The sequence below is a fragment of the Streptomyces sp. IMTB 2501 genome (genome assembly GCF_001953885.1).
In the GTDB taxonomy this organism is placed as follows: Bacteria; Actinomycetota; Actinomycetes; order Streptomycetales; family Streptomycetaceae; genus Streptomyces.
Genome location: NZ_MQUS01000027.1, coordinates 12,715 through 29,511, shown reverse-complemented (window position 1 = coordinate 29,511; position 16,797 = coordinate 12,715). Strand labels below are relative to the sequence as shown.

The window sequence follows — 16,797 nt, the reverse complement described above, 5'->3', positions numbered from 1 at the left end:
GCCACGCGGCACCGGGTTCGCAGTTCACCATGGCCGGTGTCACACTGGCGACGTGGTCGTTTTGCCACTTTCACCTGGTCCGGGCGGGTGCGGGCCGAGACCCCGCCTCGCCCCGGCGGGGCACGCTGCTGCGCCGCGGTTGCGGCCGCGGCGTTCCAGGGCGGAGGGAGGCCTCGCGCATGAAAGCCTGCGTTCGGGACACCGCCCTTGCCCTAGCCGCGTTCTCGACGGCCGTGTCCCTCACCGCCTGCGGATCGGGCGCCGGGAACACCTCCGGCGCAGGGAGCGCGCGGAAGATCGGCGTGCTGCTGCCGGACTCCATCACCGCCCGCTGGGAGACGCAGGACAGGCCGCTGCTGGAACAGAAGATCCGGGAGCTGTGCGGCGACTGCACGATCGAGCACGCAAACGCCAAGGGTGACGTGGCCATCCAGCAGGAGCAGATGGACTCGGCGATCGCCAACGGGGTCGATGCCATCGTGCTGACGGCCGTCGATGCCAGGGCCATGCGCCCCTCGGTCGACAGAGCGGCTGCCGCGCACATCCCGGTCATCGCCTACGACCGCCTCGCCGAGGGCCCGATCTCGGGCTACGTCTCCTTCGACGGCCAGGAGGTCGGCAGGCTCCAGGGCAAGGCGCTGCTGACGGCCATGGGCGCCAAGGCACACGCCGGCCGGATCGTGATGATGAACGGCGACCCCGGCGACCCCAACGCGCTGTCGTTCAAGCAGGGCGCACTGTCCGAGCTCCAGGGGAAGGTGACGATCGCCAAGGAGTACGACACACCCCAGTGGAGCTCGGAGGCGGCGAACCGGAACATGTCCGGGGCCATCTCCGCCCTGGGCGCCGGCAGCATCAACGGCGTCTACGCCGCCAACGACAGCCTCGCCGCCGGCAGTATCTCCGCCCTCAAGGCCAACAAGGTCAGCCCGCTGCCACCCGTCACCGGGCAGGACGCCGAGCTCGGAGCCGTACGGCGCATTGTCAGCCGCGACCAGTACATGACGGTCTACAAGCCGTTCGGACCCGAGGCTGCCGCCGGCGGCGCCATGGCCGTGGCCGCCGCGCGTGGTCAGCGCCTCGACGGGGTGGCCACCAGGCGGGTGAAAACCCGCGGCGGCGCTGAGGTTCCGGCCGTGCTGCTCACCCCGGTGCCCGTGACCCTTGCCACCATCAAGAACACCCTGGTGAAAGGCGGCGTGTACACGCTCGAACAGATCTGCGCCCCGCCACTCGCGGACGACTGCCACAAGGCCGGGCTGGCCTGACAGGCGGGACCGGCCGGCCCCAGGCCCGGAAAGGAGATGGTTCTCTTGCCGCCCCCCTTGCTCGCCCTGCACGGTGTGTGCAAGCGCTTCGGCGTCGTCGAGGTCCTCCGGGACATCGAGCTGGAGATCCACGCCGGCCAGGTCCTCGCCCTGCTCGGCGACAACGGAGCCGGCAAGTCCACCCTGGTCAAGGTGATCTCCGGGGTTGCCCCCGCGGACAAGGGGAGCATCGAGTGGGAGGGCCGGCCCGTTCACATGCGGCGTCCCCAGGAAGCCCGGGACCTCGGCATCGCCACCGTCTACCAGGACCTGGCGCTGTGCGGAAGCCTCGACGTCGTCGGCAACCTCTTCCTCGGACGGGAGATCCGCAGGTTCGGCTTCCTCGACGAGGTGGAGATGGAGCGCCGCTCCATGCAGCTGCTGGAGCGCCTGACCCGGAATGTCCCCGATCTGCGCGGTCCCGTGGTGTCACTGTCCAGCGGCCAGCGGCAGACCGTCGCCATCGCCCGCTCGCTTCTCGGCGACCCGCGCGTCCTCCTTCTGGACGAACCGACCGCGGCGCTGGGGTTCGAGCAGACCACCGAGGTCCTCGACCTCGTCGACCGTCTCCGCGACCACGGCCTGGGGATCCTGCTCATCAGCCACAACATGGGTGATGTGAAGGCCCTCGCGGACCGGGCTGCCGTACTGCGGCTCGGCCGCAACAACGGCTTCTTCGACGTGAGCACCACCTCCCAGGAGCAGATCATCTCCTGCATCACGGGCGCCACGGACAACGCGCCCCGCCGGCCGGCCCACCACGAGGCCGAGTGGTGAAAGGGATGCGTGACATGCCGGACGAGACGCGGGCCGATCCCGCAGCAGCCACCGCAGAAGCCCGTCAGCGCCGCGCCGGGTGGGCGGTCACCCGTGCTGTGGCGGGCTGGATCGCGGTCCGGCGGCGCAGGCTGAGCGCCGGTGAGCTGGGCCATCTTCCCGTCACCCTCGTCCTCGCCTCGGTCTGGATCATCTTCCAGTGCATCAACTCCACCTTCCTCTCGCCCCGTAACCTGTCCAACCTCAGCGTGGACATCGTGGGTACGGGCCTCATCGCGGTCGGCATCGTCTTCGTGCTGCTGCTCGGTGAACTCGACCTGTCGGTCGGCTCGATCAGCGGGCTCGCCGCCGCGGTCTTCGCCGTGCTCAGCGTCAACAACGGCGTGCCGGAATGGCTTGCCCTGATCGCCGCCGTGCTGACGGGCACCGCGGCAGGAACCGTCCAGGGGTACTCCGTCGCCAGGACCCGGGTTCCGGCCTTCGTGGTCACCCTCGCCGGGCTGCTGACGTGGAACGGCCTCATGCTCGCCATCCTCGGCACCAGCGGTACCGTCAACCTCGACGAGAACGGGCTCATCGCCCACCTGACCAGCTACTACTTCACCAACGCCGGCGTCGCCTACGCGGTGGCGGCACTCGCCACAGCTCTGGTCTTCCTCGCCTCCTACCTGGACAGGCGCCGCCGCAGGGAGGTCGGCATGCCACACCGCCCGCTGCACACCATCGGGGTGCGCACAGGAATGGTGGCGGTGATCGCGTTCGCCTCCGCCTACGTGCTGAACCAGTTCCAGGGTCTGCCGCTCGCTCTGCTGATCTTCCTCGCGGTGGTGGCCGGCCTCGACATCATGCTCCGGCGCACGCCCTACGGACGGCAGGTCTACGCACTGGGGAGCAGCATCGAGGCGGCCCGTCGCGCCAGCCTCAGCGTGACCGGCGTTCAGACGGCCGTGCTCGCGGTCTCCGGCACCCTGGCGGCGACCGGCGGCCTGTTCCTGGCCTCGCGCATCACGTCGGTGAGCCAGAGCTCCGGCTCCGGCGTCCTGCTGCTCAACGCCATCGCTGCCGCCGTCATCGGTGGCACCAGCCTGTTCGGAGGACGCGGTACGACCTGGTCCGCAGTGCTCGGCATCCTGGTCATCCAGTCGATCGCCTCGGGCATGGCCCTCACTGACACGCCCACCGCCGTCCAGCTGGTGATCACGGGCGGGGTGCTCTTCGCCGCGGTGGTCATTGACTCGCTGTCCCGACACGCGCAGCAGGCGCACGGGCGCGCCTGACACTTCCACGGGCGGCGTAGGCGCTGCCCAGTTCTCGGGAAGCACCGATACCTCGCTTCCGGGCGCGGCCACCTGGTGCACGCAGGACGCTTCCCACATGGTCGATCTGGCGTTCCAGCGCCGCGGCTATCCCGTCCATGTCAACAGGCATGCAAGGGTGATTGGCCAGATACGAAGAGAGGTTTTCGCATGTATGTTGGATAAAGAGGTGATTTATGTCGGCTGGATGTGGCATGTCTCCCTTCCGTCCCTGCACAGATCAGACCACAAATTCGACACGATGGGGATTTCACAGCCAGCCCTTCCGAGGGGGTAGACGGCAGGCGCTTCGGGACCCAGCGCGAGGAAGTACCGATGAGGCTCAGATCCGTCCTCTGCTCCGCTGCTTCCGCCCTCTCCGCACTGGTGCTGCTCAGCGCCTGCAGCGGCGGCTCCGGCACCACGGCCACGTCGAGCGGCGGCAAGCCGCTGGTCGGCGTCGAGTACCCGCGCTCCGACACCGACTTCTGGAACGCGTACATCAAGTACACGCCGGAGTACGCCAAGCAGCTCGGCTTCTCGCTCAAGACCACCAACTCGCAGAACGATGTCGCCAAACTCGCCGCCAACGTGCAGACGCTCATCCTCCAGGGCGTCAAGGGCATCGCGATGGCCCCGCAGAGCACGTTCGCCATCGCGCCGATCCTGGCGCAGTTGCAGGCGGCGAAGATCCCGGTCGTCACCATCGACACCCGCCCCGACACCGGCAAGGTCTACATGGTGGTCCGCGCCGACAATCGCGCCTACGGCGAGAAGGCATGCAAGTACCTGGGCACCAAGCTGGGCGGCAAGGGCAAGGTTGTGATGCTCGAGGGCGACCTCGCATCGATCAACGGCCGTGACCGCACCGAGGGATTCAACGACTGCATGAAGAAGAACTACCCGGGCGTCAAGGTGTTCGGCGAGGCCACCAACTGGGACGGCGCCGTCGCCGCGCAGAAGCTCCAGACCGACCTGACAGCCCACCCGGACATCAAGGGCATCTACATGCAGTCCAGCTTGGCCCTGTCCGGCACGCTCCACGTGCTCAAGCAGCAGGGGCTGTCTGTCGGCCCGAGGGACAAGAAGCACGTGTTCGTCGTCTCCAACGACGGCATCCCCAGGGAGCTCAAGGACATCTCCAACGGCAACATCGACGCTACCGTGTCCCAGCCAGTCGACCTTTACGCCGAGTACGCCCTACAGTACCTGAAGGCCGCGATCGACGGGAAGACGTTCAAGCCCGGCAAGACCGACCACGAGAGCACCATCGTGCGGGTCCGCGGCGGACTTCTGGAAGACCAGCTCTCCGCCCCGCTCGTCACCGTCGACGGCGGCACGTACAGCGGCGTCCCCAGCCTCAAGAGCACCGACTCTTCTCTGTGGGGCAACAACCTCGGGTCTGTCCAGCCAACGGCCCCGTCTCGCGTTCGGTGGTGACGGAGCGTGCCGCCATGCGGCAACGCGCTGAACGACCGTCTTCGCGAGCGGCACGGGATCGTCACCTCGCAGTTGGAGTTCCTGCGTTTCCTGCGCGACCACCCTGGGTCCCGGGTGGCGGACCCTGCCGCTGAGTTCGCCAGCGGGATCGGTGTGACCAGCAAGGGCACCGAGCGCCTGGAGAAGCGGGCATGGGTCATACGGCGAACCAATCCATCGGATCGTCGCTCATCACTGCTGGACCTGACCGATGACGGCCTGCAACTCGTCGAGGCGGCGGAGGCAACCTTCACCGAAACGCTGGCCGAGCTGACCGCAGGCGCTCTCGGCGGGCCCTGAGGACTGGCCGCCGTACAGGTCCTTTCGGAGCTCCGCTCCGTGCTCGAACGCGACCAGATCGGCCTGCGCACAGGCTGACCGGCATGCGCATCCAGTGCGATTGCCCGCTGGCCGTGTGATCGGCCTTTGCTGCGAGGCGAATCCCGCAGATTGATCACGACTCGATACGCACCCCGACCCTGCCCTAGCCGATTACCTCATCCATGCAGGTGGGAGTGGGTTTCGGCGTCAGCCGGGGTTGACCTAGTCGACGCTCTCGCGTGATCGGCGGTGGTCGCGGCATGATGATCGGCCGTGCTGCTGAGACTGGCGTACCTGGGCGTGACGAACGCGTTCGCGATGCTGCGGCTGCTCCCGGTGAGCGCTCGCGGGAAAGATGTCGAGATCCTGGCCCTGCGCCATCAGATCGAGGTTCTGCAGCGGCAGCTGAACGGGCAGCGGGTCCGGTTCGACGCGGCCGACCGGGCGTTCCTGGCGGCGCTGCTCCACGGCCTGCCCCGGGAAGTGCTGGGCGGGATGCGGCTGCTGGTGCGGCCGGATACGGTGCTGCGGTGGCACCGTGACCTCATCGCCCGCCGGCACGCCGCCCAGTCCCGGCCCAAGCGCGGAGGGCGGCCGCGCACCGTGTACTCGATCCGGGCGCTGGTACTGCGCCTGGCCAGGGAAAACCCAGGCTGGGGCTATCGGCGCCTGCACGGCGAGTTGCTCGTGCTCGGGGTAAAGGTGGCGGCGTCCACGGTCTGGGAGGTCTTGAAGGAGGCCGGCATCGACCCGGCACCCGAACGATCTGCCACCACCTGGGCGGACTTCCTGCGGTCCCAGGCCGAGGCCCCGTTGGCGTGCGACTTCTTCGAGACCGTCACGCTGTCCGGGGCGCGGATGTACGTGTTCGCCGTCATCGAGCACGCCACCCGGCGGATCCGCATCCCGGGCGCCACGGCCCAGCCCACCGCCTCCTGGGTCACCCAGGCCGCGAAGAACCTCGTCATGGACCTGGAGGACACCGGCTGCCGGGCGAGATTCCTGATCCGGGACCGGGACGGGAAGTTCCCCGCCCTGTTCGACGCGATCCTGAAGGACGGTGGCCTCGAGGTCGTGCTCAGCGGTGTCCGGATGCCCCGCATGAACGCGCTCATGGAACGCTGGGTGCAGGCCTGCCGACGCGAGCTGCTGGACCGCACCCTCGTCTGGAACCAGCGGCATCTGCTCCATGTCCTGCGCGAGTTCGAGAAGTACTACAACGAGCACCGGCCCCACCAGGGCATCAACAACGCCCGGCCGCTGCACCCACTCCCGTCACCGATCGCCGAACCCGACCGCATCGCCCGCCTCGACATACGTCGACGTGACCGCCTCGGCGGCATCCTCCACGAGTACCAGCACGCTGCCGCGTGACCTTGTCCGGACCAGGCCGCGTCGTTGACGTCAGCGTCGTACGTCGTGCTGGTCCACCTCGTCCAGAACGCGGGCGACGGTGGCGAAGTCGTTGTCACGGTGCAGGACGGTCAGGCCGTGATGTACCGCGGTCGCGCAGAGTACGAGGTCGATTACTCCGGCCGCGCGGTGCTGGCCGGTCTGCGTCAGCTTGTACTGTGCACGGTCCACCCAGCGCCATACATCCTTGGGGACGTGCACCGTGCCGAACAGGTCGTTCAGGTCGGCCTCTATCGCGTCGCGGTCGGCCGGTCCGGTGGCACTGAACAGGATCTCCGCCCGTGTGGCCTCGCACATGCCGATGGCCCCGGTTTCCATCTCGGCGTCCCAGCGGCGCAGGCCGGCGGGATCGGTGGCCAGGTGGACGTAGGCGCTGGTGTCGATCAGGTACGCGATCACCCGGCCGCCTCGTCGGCGCCGCTTGCGGCGGCCTCGACGCGCTGCGCGGCCTTACGCGCCTCCCACAGGCGCCGGGTGGGTTCGAAGTCGCCGCGTGCTCCGCGTTCGGCCAGCCGCTCGGCCGCCTGGCGGCGCTTGTAGCGCTTGACGACCTCGGCGAGGGCGGCGTTGATCGTGTCCTTCTTGGTGGTGGTGCCAAGGAGCGCGGCGGCCTCGGCGAGGGCCTGGTCGTCCAGGTCGACGTTGGTCACGCTCACGATGACCACTCCCTCCATGTGCGGCATGTGGGAAGATTACCCATACCTCACACATTGTAGCGCGCGCCCCGGACAGATGGCACCCCGCCCGAGAGGGGGCGAGCGGAGCGCGACGGAAGAGCCCTCACCAGCGCGGATGGATTTTCGGCAGGCACACCGTGTGGTCCGGTCGTCACGGATTGAGCGCATGTACAGCATGCAAAAGCCTGCTTACGCGTGTCTCGCCTGGTCGGGGCTGTTGGCTCGGGCATGCCTGAATGCTGGTGCAGCAAAAGAGGGGAGGGCCGGGGCGGACCGTCGCCGTGGGTTTGCGTTGGTGCGCGGCCGGATGGCGGGGGCCTGTCGGCGGCCGGTGTGTTGCCTCACCCCCGATGCGGGGCTTCACTCCGTGGGCGCCGGGCAGCCCGACCGCCGACTCGACTCCGGTGCCATCTTTGCATGACGCAAAAGCAGATCGCCGGTACTCCGCTCAAGTGTCGGATTGGGGCGTGAGCCGTGACCGAGGTTCCTTCCCGGTCACGTCGACTGGGAACGGCTGTCGGAGTCCAACCGTACGAAGAGGACGGCCCTGCCGGTCCCCCGAACCCTGCCTCGGTGCCGTCCGTCGGTAGCCCCATGAACGCGAAGCGACGGCGTGCTGTCCGGGGGTCGACAGGCGTAGCGGGCAGTGATTTCGGCGCCGCTATCGGGAGTGAGAGGTGTGTTGTGACGGCATGGTGGCGGTTGCCCTCCGTCATGAACCAGGCATCCTGCTCGTGGCGCGCCCGGACGTAGCGCTCGTCCGAGCCGGAGGGGGTGGTGGCATGCTCCGCTTCTACTTCTCGTCATGGCATACGGGGGTGTGCCGACGAAATGCGCCCACGCCGAACGGTGCGGATCTCAAGGCTCTTGCAGGTGGGGCAGCGAGGGAATTCTCTGCCGTCCAGGTGGTAAACGGGGCTGATGCGGCCGTGTTCGTCCACCGTCATGTCTATGTCGTACGTGCCGTCCCAGCCGTGCCCGCAGTCGAGGCAGAGAAACGAGCAAGGGTGGCAACGGGCATGCTCTGCGGCCATGGCCGACCTCCCCGAGACGCTCCGTCCGTCGAGGTTCTGACCACTATCTTTGCACAGCGCAAGGCCAGTGGTACGTGGTGTCCCGTTCACCGCATGCTCGGAGCCGGCACTTGGCCGAGCGGTCCGTTGAGAGGCCCCCGGCGGTCTACTCCAGGTCCGATCTTGGCGTACTTCACAGACGACAGGCCATAGCCACTCGTCCCCGCGCGGTCTTCCTGCCCGTGGCACGCGCCGACTACAGACTGTGTGGACCATCCCTTTTCGTACTGATCGCGCATCTACTAGTAGTGGCAAGGGGGCCCAGGGCGTGCCCAGGTGCACGTCGCCGAAGTGGACCTGCCGCTCGCAGGCCCCGTCGCTCACCTCGATCGCTCAGGAAGCGGCATGCTCACCATGTCCGTACGGAGCGAGGACAGCGTTGTCGAACGTCTCGGTGTGATCGTCACGCCGGACGGCGGATGCGGCGTTCGTGTAGGGGAGGGTCGGCCGAAGGCTATTTCGGTTTGTCTGTCGAGGTCAGAGGGTCGTAACGCTCAGCGGTCGTTGGGGGGCGGTAGGAAGGGTAGGTGACCGATAGCGGTGAACCGGGCGGGAGTGAGGTACTGCCAGAGCTGTGTGATCTGTGCGGGGAAGAGATCTCGGGTCAGGCCAAGGTCCATGCGATGGTGCCGGATTCATCGGTGATCCATGGCCATGACCCGAAATTGGACGGGAAACGGTGGCTGACTGCGTGTTCGCCCGAACATTTGGCCGCGCTGGTCGACGTGTATAAGGAGCGGCCGTTCGTGTATGCCGAGCTGTGGGTAGGCAAGATCGGCCGTGCGGTCGAGGCTCACCATGGGAGGATCAGCCCGGAGAAGTTGGCCGAGGAGACCGGGCTCACCCAGGTCCAGATCGAACTTGGGGAGTTGTGGCAGGAACTGGACGCCCTGCGCTGGCATCGATGGTTCGGGAAGGCTGACGGCCCAGACCCCTCTGGGTGATCACGCTGATTGCTCAAGCGGGGCGTCGGCGCCGCCCGTTGCGTGGCCCGGCAGGGCAGAGGCGTGATGGCTTCCCAGGCGATCAACGTCTCACTGACCTGCGGCGGCCTCCCGTGTACCCGGCAGGTGCAAGGCCCCGGTTGGCGAGCCACTCGCAGCGATTACGCCGCCCTGGTACCAGAGCCGACGTCCAGTCGCACGAAGGGAATGGCCCGGCCGGCTTCCCGGAACCCGGCTTCGCTGCCGTCTGACGGCAGGCCCATGAACGCACACAGGCGGCGTGCGGTCCGGTGGTGCCGGCGGGCGTAGCGCACCATGATGTCGGCGCCGTCAGCCGGCGTGAGGAAGTGTGCCGTGACGGCGTGGCGGTGGTTGCCCACCTGGATGACCGTCTTCGGCCGAGCGCGCAGGTTGCGGTACCAGGCTGACCTAGGGCCGAAGCCGGAGGCGACGGTCCAGCTCCCGCCGATCGGGTCGTGCTCCACCACTTCGAGGACCACCAGGCGGTCCAGCCCGGTGACGCGGCCGGTGTGGTGCAGCAGGAGCAGTCGCCTGCGGAAGATCCATCCCAGCCCCGCACGAAAGACGAGGATCGGGAGTCGCGCGGCGAAGCGCTGCCAGCCGACGGGGAGTTGCGGTCGGCGGGGTGTGGTCCGTCTGCGGGGCATCTTTGCCTTCCGGGGTCTGGTGTGTCGGCTTTCGGCCACTCTTGGGTAAAGGGCCCGGACAGAGGCAGGCTCGTCGAGGAAACCTTTGCATAGTCTAAATGTGAGGCGCCTCTGTGGCAGAGGTGATCGGGCGGCTTGCGGGCTCCCCTGTTCAGCTGGAGGACGTCGTGACCGTGCTCAAACCGGCATCCGGTTCCGTGATGCTGTCCTGGTTGCCGCTGGCGGCGATGGCCGTGGTGGCCGCGGCGGACGTCGTCGTCGGGCCAGGGGTGGGGTTCTTGCCCTTGGTCTCGCTGGGGCCGGCTTTCTCCGGGCTGGTCGGCGGGTGGCGGCGTACGGCGCTGATCGGTGTGGTGGCTCTGCTGGTGTGCGTGGGCCTCGGCTTGTACGACGGGCTGTTCGAGGAGCGCCGGGGATTCACGGCGATGGCGTCGGTGGCCGGGGTCACCGCAGCGGGCATCGTGGCGGCCTTGATGCGCTCGCGCAGGGAGGCGGAGCTGGCCAGCGTGCGGTCGATCGCGGAGGTGGCTCAGCGCGTGCTGCTGCGGCCGGTACCGCGCACCGCGGGTCCGCTCCAGGCGGCGGTGTCGTACACCTCGGCGGTCGTTCAGGCCCGTATCGGCGGTGACCTGTACGAGGTGGTCGCCTCGCCGCACGGGGTCCGGGTGATCGTGGGGGATGTGCAGGGCAAGGGGCTGGCCGCGGTGGAGACCGCCGCCGTCGTGCTCGGCGCTTTCCGGGAGGCGGCCCACGACGAACCCGACTTGGTCGGGCTGGGCGAGCGGCTGGAGCGGAGCGTGGCCCGGGAGCTGGGGGGCGAGAAGTTCGTGACCGCTGTGCTCGCCGAGTTCGGACCGGAGCACGATGCCGTCTTCCTCAACTACGGGCATCCAGCCCCGATGGTCGTCCGTGAGGACGGTGGCGTCGACTTTGCGGAGCCGGACTCTTTCGCCCTGCCGCTGGGCCTGGGTGAGCACGGAACTGAGGGGCCGAGGCCCTATCGGGTGGACTTCATCCCGGGTGATCAGCTGCTGTTGTACACGGACGGTGTCACCGAGGCCCGTGACCTGGGTGGCTCCTTCTATCCGCTGGGTGACCGAGCGGGTCTGTTGAAGGAACCGGACGCCGAACGTGCCCTTGAGGCGCTGCGCGAAGACTTGGTCCGGCATGTTGCCGGACCTCTCCATGACGATGCCGCGATGCTTTTGCTCCGCTATCACGACCATGCGGGGTGAATGTCTGTTCGTATGAAGTGCGGGCGGTGCGGCTTCGGCACGGTAGAAAGGAACTATGGCGGAGCGACAGACCCCCACGGGTGCCTTGGACGATGTAGATGCTGTTACCAGAGCGGTGCTGACCGCGTCGCGGCTGTTGGTGGCGGTCTCGGCCCGCTCGCTGGCGGCGGTGGAGGAGCGGGTGACCGTCGCTCAGTTCCGGATGCTGGTAGTGCTGTCCACCAGGGGGACGACCAAGCTGGTCGAGCTCGCCGACCTGCTCCAGGTGGCGCCCTCCACCGCCATGCGCATGGTCGACCGGCTCATCGCCGCCGGGCTCGCCGACCGCCAGGCCAATCCCGCCAATCGCCGCGAGACCCTGCTCCGGCTGACCGAGGAGGGCCGGCGCACCGTCGAGGAAGTCACCGCCCGGCGGCGCGCCGAGATCGCCGCCATCGTCGAACGCCTCCGCCCGATGGAGCGCCTGGCGCTCGTCGAGGCGCTCAACGCCTTCAACGAGGCGGGCGGCGAGCCCCCGGCGCCGGGGGCGGACGATCCGGAGCCGCACCCGCTCGGCTGGATCGTGGACGGGGCGATGGCGCAAGACGCGTGACGCTGTTGTTGGCGGATGGTGCACGCTGCCTGACTGCTCTTCCTTGAAGTCGTAAGGTTTTGCATAATGCAAGAGAAGTGTTGATGTGGCTCGCTGCCGGACGTTGGCAGCGGTCGGCGATCGCCGACGGCAGGCGATGGGGCGTGGGGTGTGACAGGCATGCGCCGAAGGCGTCGGTCCTCGTTCCGGATCGAGCCGGGCCTCATGGCATATCTGCATTCCACGGTGTGGGGGCCTGCCGAGTTCGTCGGGTCTCCGCCCGGGTGGCTCGTCGGAGAGGGGATCCTTGCGGGGATCGTCGCCATGGTGGCGATCGTCGGGACGGCACTCCTCGGCGCCTGGACGGGCAGGCCCGGCCTGGCCGACGGTGAGGCGGGACTCGTGTGCGTGGCTGCCTTCGTCCTGTACCTGCTCTCCGTGAGAGCCGGCCGCGCGCTGATCGGCATCACCGCCCTGCTCGGCGTGTGCCTGGCGCTCCACGCACCGCAGGCCGCCGCCGGCGTGGTGCTGGCGGAGCGGGGGCGGGTGCAGTCCGTGGTGGTGACGTCGGTCGAGGACGGCCGCGCGGCGGGTAATGGGCAGGACCGCTACCTCTGCTCGGTGATGGACCATGACGGCGTCCCGCTCAAGGTCCGGATCTGGCGTGGCTGCGGCGAGGCGACACGGCCGGGGGACACACTCGCCGTCGCCTACGACCCCAAGGGGCTGGTGCCGCCGCGCGGTGCAGCGACGGAAGGGCAGGGAACGCCGCGCGACCTGGTCCCGTGGTGCGTGGCCTTCATGGTTGCGAGCCTCGCCGCTGTGGTGCGCTCCTATCGGCTTCCCGGCCCTTAGGGCACCTCGCGGTCCTCCGGCCGACGCGTCTCGGCTCGTGGCTGATCACTTCGTCCCCGGCTGCGGATGGACGCGCAGGAGGACGTCGTGAACGTGTGCACCAGATGCGCGGTCCGTAAACGCCGACGGTAACCACGCAAAAGCGTGTCCGCACCCGATGGCCGGGCCGCTCGTCCCCGCTCGGGGTGCGAGGGGACCGGCCAAGCGCCTCCGGCTGCGCAGGCGGCGGGTGTGCGGCTTCATCGCCCTCACTTCTCGTACAGGCGTGCCGTTGCCACCCGTCCCGGTCGCATGATGCGTATCTTGTGACCCTCGCAGGCGGGGCAGCGCGGCCACTGCAGCGGCGAGCGCACGAGGCGGCCGTCGAGGTGGTAGGTGGCGATGATGTGCCCGTGATCGTCCTCGGTCACGTCGATGTCGTAGGTGGCTTCCCATCCGTGTCCGCAGTCGAGGCAGACGAAGGAGTAGGCGTGCCGGACGTGTCTCGTATCCACGGTTCACCTCCTTGGAGCGGGTCCGGTGAGGCTCCCTCCATCTATTTTTGCACAGTGCAAACTGGTACGGAGTCGCGGTGGACACCGCCTGCGGAGGTGCTCAGGCAGTGGCATGCACGGCGCGCAGTGCGCTCTGGTGACTGAGCCAGCCGACCGGCCTGCCCTGCTCGGCATCCAGGACGGGGACGCCGGTTCCCGTTGCCGACAGCAGGGTGTGCAGGGCCTGGGCTAGGGGCTGCTCGGTGGTGACGGGAGCGGGCGGCGTGGCGAGCTGCTCGACCGTTTGCGGTACGGCGTCCGGCTGTTCGGCGAGGGCCTCGGCCACCGCCTGGGCGGTGACGACGCCGACGTACCCACCGGTGTCGTCCACGACCGGGAGCGCGCCGTGGCCGGACAGGCTCAGCAGGTCGGCGGCGTCCGTCAGCGACGTGGTCGCGGGCAGGGGTTCGGGCAGCGGCTCCATGACGGCGCCGACGTGCTGGGTGCCGAGGGCCGCTCCAGGGGCGGGGCCCTCGAGGTCGATGCCGCGGCGGCGCAGTTTGAGGGTGTAGATGGTGTCGCGGGAGAGCAGGCGGCTGGTGGCGGTGGCCAGGACGATGGCCAGCATCAGGGGCAGGATGATCGAGTACTCGCCGGTCAGCTCGAAGAGGATGACCACGGCGGTGATCGGTGCCCGGGCTGCGCCGGAGAAGGTGGCACCCATGCCGATCAGGGCGTATGCGCCCACTGCGCCGGCCGTGCCGGGTATCAGGTCATGGACGCCGATGCCGTACGCCGAGCCGAGCATCGCGCCGATGAACAGGCTGGGCGCGAAGACGCCGCCCGAGCCGCCGATGCCTATCGTCAGGCTCGTCGCCAGCATCTTGCCGGCCAGCAGCAGGAGCAGGAAGCCGACCGCGTAGCCGCCCTCGGTCGCCTTCTCCAGGACGGGGTAGCCGACGCCGTACATCTCGGGCAGCACCAGCAGAACCAGGCCGAGAGCCAGTCCGCCGACCGCCGGGCGCAGCCATTCAGGGCCGCGCCAGACCCAGTCGCAGGCGTCCTCGATCAGGTACAGGAAGCGGGTGAAGCCCATGCCAACGAGGGCGGCGACCACGCCGAGCAGGGCGAAGAGGCCGTACTGGGCGAGGTGGTCGACGTGGAAGGCAGGCAGGTTCAGAAAAGCGACGTCGCCGAAGGCGGCGCGGCCGATGACGCTCGCGGTGACGCTGGCGAGGACCAAGGCGCCGAACGCCTCGGCCGAGAAGGTACCGAGGATCAGCTCCATGGCGAAGAAGACACCGGCAAGGGGCGCGTTGAAGGTGGCCGCGATGCCCCCGGCCGCGCCGCAGGCGACCAGGAGCTTCGTACGGCCCTCGGCCGCCTTGGTCACCCGGCCGAGAGTGGAGCCGAGTGCCGAGCCGATCTGCACGATGGGGCCCTCGCGGCCGACTGAACCGCCGGAGCCGATGCAGAGGGCGGAGGCGAGCGTCTTGACGACGGCGACCTTGTGGCTGATCCGCCCGCCGCGCTGGGCGACGGCCAGCATGACCTCGGGCACGCCGTGCCCGCGGGCCTCCTTGGCGAACCGGTTGACCAAGGGGCCGTACAGCAGACCGCCGATCACCGGCGCGAGCAGCACGAAATACGGGCCCAGCCACGGCACGTGCGGATTGCTCTGCCCGGGAGAGGCGGAGTAGTCATTGTGCCCGGACAGCAGGCGGGTGAAGGTCGTGATGCACCAGCGGAAGACGACCGAGCCGGCGCCCGCTCCGGCACCGACCACCACGGCCAGTGCCATCACGCCCCACGAGGCGTTCCGCAGACCCGCGAGCCTTGGTGTGAGCTTGGCGCCGCTCGCTGCTGTGATGGACCCTTGCTTGCTGTCCCTTGTTGCCGGTATGGCACTCATTCATTTACCCCTTCCTACTTTTGCATTATGCAAAACGAGTCAAGGGGGCGCTCCATCTGTCCACCCATCGGGACAGAGCGGTCCCGTTGGCGGACGGTCGCCTCGGTGTGAGCGCTGGGAGAGGGATGGACTGTGGAGGCGGACCATGAGTGGTGCCGCTCCTCCGCCGTCGATCGTGGTGGGCGTGGACGGGGCGTAACCGAGACGGGTGGTGCTGCACTGGGCTGCCCGGCACGCCGATCTCCTCATGGTGGGCAACCGCGGACGTGGCACCTTCGCCGGGGATGCTCCTCGGCTCGGTCAGTCAGCGCGGTGTGCAGCATGCCGCCCGTCCGGTGCTCATCGTCCGCGAAGGCGGTCGCCGACCCCGGAAATCACTCCGCTTCTGCGCGTGCCTCGACGTCCTCGATGCCGGCGGGGCGCGCGGCCCGGGTCCACCGTGCGTACAGGCCGGCCGCGATGAGTACGGTGGCGGCGAGGGACAGCATGGGCCAGCCGCGCAGCAGGTTCACTGCGAGGGTGAAGGCGACGGCCGCGGCGGCCAGGCCGTTCATCCAGGCCAGGCCCGTCTTCTGTTCCCGGTGGGCGAAGCGGGCCATGGCGACGAGGCCGATCAGGAAGCTGACGAAGACGGCGACGGCATAGAACAGGACGAGTTCCTGTTCCTGGCCGGTCGCGGCGACGATGATCAGGGCGGCGGCGGCCAGGTAGACGACCACGGACCAGTACGGGGTGTGGTGCCGGTTGATCCGGCCGAGCACCGGGGGCAGCACTCCGGGCCGGTCGGCCGTTCCTGCCAGTGCCTTCAGCAGTCCCGGCCCGGCTTGGAAGGAGGAGCTGGCCGCGGCGAGCAGCAGCAGGGAGCTGGTCAGCTGGAAGGCGTCGTAGAGCCAGCCTGGTCCGGCGGCGGCGTGCGCGATGTCGGCGATCTGGGTGGAGTCTGCGCTGGGGATGCCGATGTGCAGGCGTACGGCGAGGGCGGTCAGGGCCAGGGTCAGGCCGCCGACGATGACCAGCAGCAGCGCGAGTGTGCCGCGGCCGAAGCGGCGGCGGTGCGTGTCGTCGAGCTGGCCGAGCTGTGCGATGGCGGTCGATGGCGCCTCGATCCCGGTGGCCAGCGCCATCGCGACCGGGAAGGCCAGGACGACAGCGAGGGCGGCGGGGCGGCCGGGGTCGGTCGTTGCGGCGGCGTGCCCGCTGGAATGGGGCGAGGCGAAGCCCAGGATGAGTACAGCGACGGAGATGAGCACGAACGCGACGGTCATGACGGCGAACAGCAGTCGGCCGCCGTGCCCGAACCAGGTGAGCCCCGCCACGACCAGGAGCAGAAGCAGCGCGAGCGGGATACGGACCGGGGCCAGGCCCGGGAGCAGGGCGATGACCGCGCTGGCCGCGGCCGCGATCGAGATGCCGATGGTCAGCACGAAGTCCACGACCAGCGCGCCGATGGGCAGGAACGTCCAGCGGGCACCGAAGGCCCGCCCGGCCGCTGCTGCCGCGCCGCCGCCTTTGGGGAAGCGCCGCACGAGCTGCCAGTAGTTCGCGGTGACGATCACGACGAGCCCGATGACCAGGCTCATCGTGGGCAGCAGCAGCGCGAGGTCGCCGTGCAGGGCGCGCAGCGCCGCCTCGATCGCGTACGCCACCGAGGAGACCGGATCGGCGATCACCGCGAAGGCGAACGCGAAGAAGAGTACGGACCGGCGCGGGCCGCGTACCGCGGGGGAGGCGGCTGTGCGGGTGGCGGCGGCTGCCTTCGAGAGGGACACGCGAAGACCTTCCTGGACGTCCTGACGG

Annotated in this window: 16 protein-coding genes; 10 read left to right on the top strand and 6 right to left on the bottom strand. The window is 68.9% G+C overall.

All coding sequences use genetic code 11. The features are described 5' to 3' along the window. Positions 1–179: 179 nt before the first annotated feature. The 6 genes from AV521_RS34810 to AV521_RS34785 all read left to right on the top strand — a co-directional run bounded on the left by AV521_RS34810 (position 180) and on the right by AV521_RS34785 (position 6,553). A complete protein-coding gene (locus tag AV521_RS34810; RefSeq protein WP_076094265.1) occupies positions 180–1,268 on the top strand; it encodes a substrate-binding domain-containing protein in 1,089 nt (362 codons plus the stop codon). Positions 1,269–1,304: 36 nt separating this feature from the next. After that, entirely contained in the window at positions 1,305–2,084 is a 780-nt protein-coding gene (locus tag AV521_RS34805) for an ATP-binding cassette domain-containing protein (protein WP_076094260.1), read from the top strand. Positions 2,085–2,089: 5 nt separating this feature from the next. Next, positions 2,090–3,361, top strand: coding sequence for a sugar ABC transporter permease (locus AV521_RS34800; protein ID WP_076094258.1), 1,272 nt, complete (start codon positions 2,090–2,092; stop codon positions 3,359–3,361). Between the two features lie 354 nt (positions 3,362–3,715). Further along, on the top strand, positions 3,716–4,819 hold the full coding sequence (locus AV521_RS34795) for a sugar ABC transporter substrate-binding protein (protein ID WP_076094257.1): 1,104 nt from the start codon (positions 3,716–3,718) through the stop codon (positions 4,817–4,819). Between the two features lie 6 nt (positions 4,820–4,825). Continuing rightward, positions 4,826–5,158, top strand: a complete 333-nt coding sequence (locus AV521_RS34790) for a MarR family winged helix-turn-helix transcriptional regulator (protein ID WP_256725788.1) — start codon at positions 4,826–4,828, stop codon at positions 5,156–5,158. A gap of 294 nt (positions 5,159–5,452) precedes the next feature. Further along, positions 5,453–6,553, top strand: a complete 1,101-nt coding sequence (locus AV521_RS34785; RefSeq protein ID WP_076094256.1) for an integrase core domain-containing protein — start codon at positions 5,453–5,455, stop codon at positions 6,551–6,553. Positions 6,554–6,583: 30 nt separating this feature from the next. Here the strand turns inward: AV521_RS34785 and AV521_RS34780 are convergent, their stop codons facing one another. Then, positions 6,584–6,991, bottom strand: a complete 408-nt coding sequence (locus tag AV521_RS34780; RefSeq protein WP_076094254.1) for a PIN domain nuclease — start codon at positions 6,989–6,991, stop codon at positions 6,584–6,586. Then, entirely contained in the window at positions 6,988–7,248 is a 261-nt protein-coding gene (locus tag AV521_RS34775; RefSeq protein ID WP_076094415.1) for a type II toxin-antitoxin system VapB family antitoxin, read from the bottom strand. Before AV521_RS34775 ends, AV521_RS34780 begins: the two co-directional genes overlap by 4 nt. Positions 7,249–8,869: 1,621 nt before the next feature. Between AV521_RS34775 and AV521_RS48825 the strand changes: the two genes are divergently transcribed. Then, on the top strand, positions 8,870–9,286 hold the full coding sequence (locus AV521_RS48825) for a hypothetical protein (protein ID WP_143658698.1): 417 nt from the start codon (positions 8,870–8,872) through the stop codon (positions 9,284–9,286). A gap of 161 nt (positions 9,287–9,447) precedes the next feature. Here the strand turns inward: AV521_RS48825 and AV521_RS34760 are convergent, their stop codons facing one another. Further along, on the bottom strand, positions 9,448–9,954 hold the full coding sequence (locus AV521_RS34760) for a nitroreductase family deazaflavin-dependent oxidoreductase (RefSeq protein ID WP_076094251.1): 507 nt from the start codon (positions 9,952–9,954) through the stop codon (positions 9,448–9,450). A gap of 200 nt (positions 9,955–10,154) precedes the next feature. Here AV521_RS34760 and AV521_RS34755 point away from each other — a divergent pair, with 200 nt between their 5' ends. The 3 genes from AV521_RS34755 to AV521_RS34745 all read left to right on the top strand — a co-directional run bounded on the left by AV521_RS34755 (position 10,155) and on the right by AV521_RS34745 (position 12,615). After that, positions 10,155–11,189 (top strand): PP2C family protein-serine/threonine phosphatase, encoded by a 1,035-nt coding sequence (locus AV521_RS34755; protein ID WP_079249548.1) that lies wholly within the window; start codon positions 10,155–10,157, stop codon positions 11,187–11,189. A gap of 55 nt (positions 11,190–11,244) precedes the next feature. Then, the gene (locus AV521_RS34750; protein WP_076094248.1) at positions 11,245–11,781 is read left to right on the top strand and encodes a MarR family winged helix-turn-helix transcriptional regulator; all 537 of its coding nucleotides are present in this window, start codon (positions 11,245–11,247) and stop codon (positions 11,779–11,781) included. 204 nt (positions 11,782–11,985) lie between these two features. Continuing rightward, entirely contained in the window at positions 11,986–12,615 is a 630-nt protein-coding gene (locus tag AV521_RS34745) for a hypothetical protein (RefSeq protein ID WP_076094410.1), read from the top strand. A gap of 248 nt (positions 12,616–12,863) precedes the next feature. On the opposite strand, the gene AV521_RS34740 is transcribed toward AV521_RS34745, so the two are convergent. The 3 genes from AV521_RS34740 to AV521_RS34730 all read right to left on the bottom strand — a co-directional run bounded on the left by AV521_RS34740 (position 12,864) and on the right by AV521_RS34730 (position 16,769). Continuing rightward, complete coding sequence (locus AV521_RS34740) at positions 12,864–13,109, bottom strand: hypothetical protein (RefSeq protein ID WP_076094245.1); 246 nt, start codon at positions 13,107–13,109, stop codon at positions 12,864–12,866. 100 nt (positions 13,110–13,209) lie between these two features. Next, complete coding sequence (locus AV521_RS34735; RefSeq protein WP_179023624.1) at positions 13,210–14,889, bottom strand: chloride channel protein; 1,680 nt, start codon at positions 14,887–14,889, stop codon at positions 13,210–13,212. Positions 14,890–15,374: 485 nt separating this feature from the next. Further along, entirely contained in the window at positions 15,375–16,769 is a 1,395-nt protein-coding gene (locus AV521_RS34730; RefSeq protein WP_107481109.1) for an amino acid permease, read from the bottom strand. Positions 16,770–16,797 lie beyond the last annotated feature (28 nt).

Excerpts from the sequence above, each read along its gene's own strand:
- AV521_RS34805 (WP_076094260.1), top strand. The coding sequence starts at position 1,305 with ATGGTTCTCTTGCCGCCCCCCTTGCTCGCCCTGCACGGTGTGTGCAAG.
- AV521_RS34745 (WP_076094410.1), top strand. The coding sequence starts at position 11,986 with ATGGCATATCTGCATTCCACGGTGTGGGGGCCTGCCGAGTTCGTCGGG.
- AV521_RS34755 (WP_079249548.1), top strand. The coding sequence starts at position 10,155 with ATGCTGTCCTGGTTGCCGCTGGCGGCGATGGCCGTGGTGGCCGCGGCG.
- AV521_RS34810 (WP_076094265.1), top strand. The coding sequence starts at position 180 with ATGAAAGCCTGCGTTCGGGACACCGCCCTTGCCCTAGCCGCGTTCTCG.
- AV521_RS34735 (WP_179023624.1), bottom strand. The coding sequence starts at position 14,889 with ATGGCACTGGCCGTGGTGGTCGGTGCCGGAGCGGGCGCCGGCTCGGTC.
- AV521_RS34795 (WP_076094257.1), top strand. The coding sequence starts at position 3,716 with ATGAGGCTCAGATCCGTCCTCTGCTCCGCTGCTTCCGCCCTCTCCGCA.
- AV521_RS34750 (WP_076094248.1), top strand. The coding sequence starts at position 11,245 with ATGGCGGAGCGACAGACCCCCACGGGTGCCTTGGACGATGTAGATGCT.
- AV521_RS34760 (WP_076094251.1), bottom strand. The coding sequence starts at position 9,954 with ATGCCCCGCAGACGGACCACACCCCGCCGACCGCAACTCCCCGTCGGC.
- AV521_RS34800 (WP_076094258.1), top strand. The coding sequence starts at position 2,090 with ATGCGTGACATGCCGGACGAGACGCGGGCCGATCCCGCAGCAGCCACC.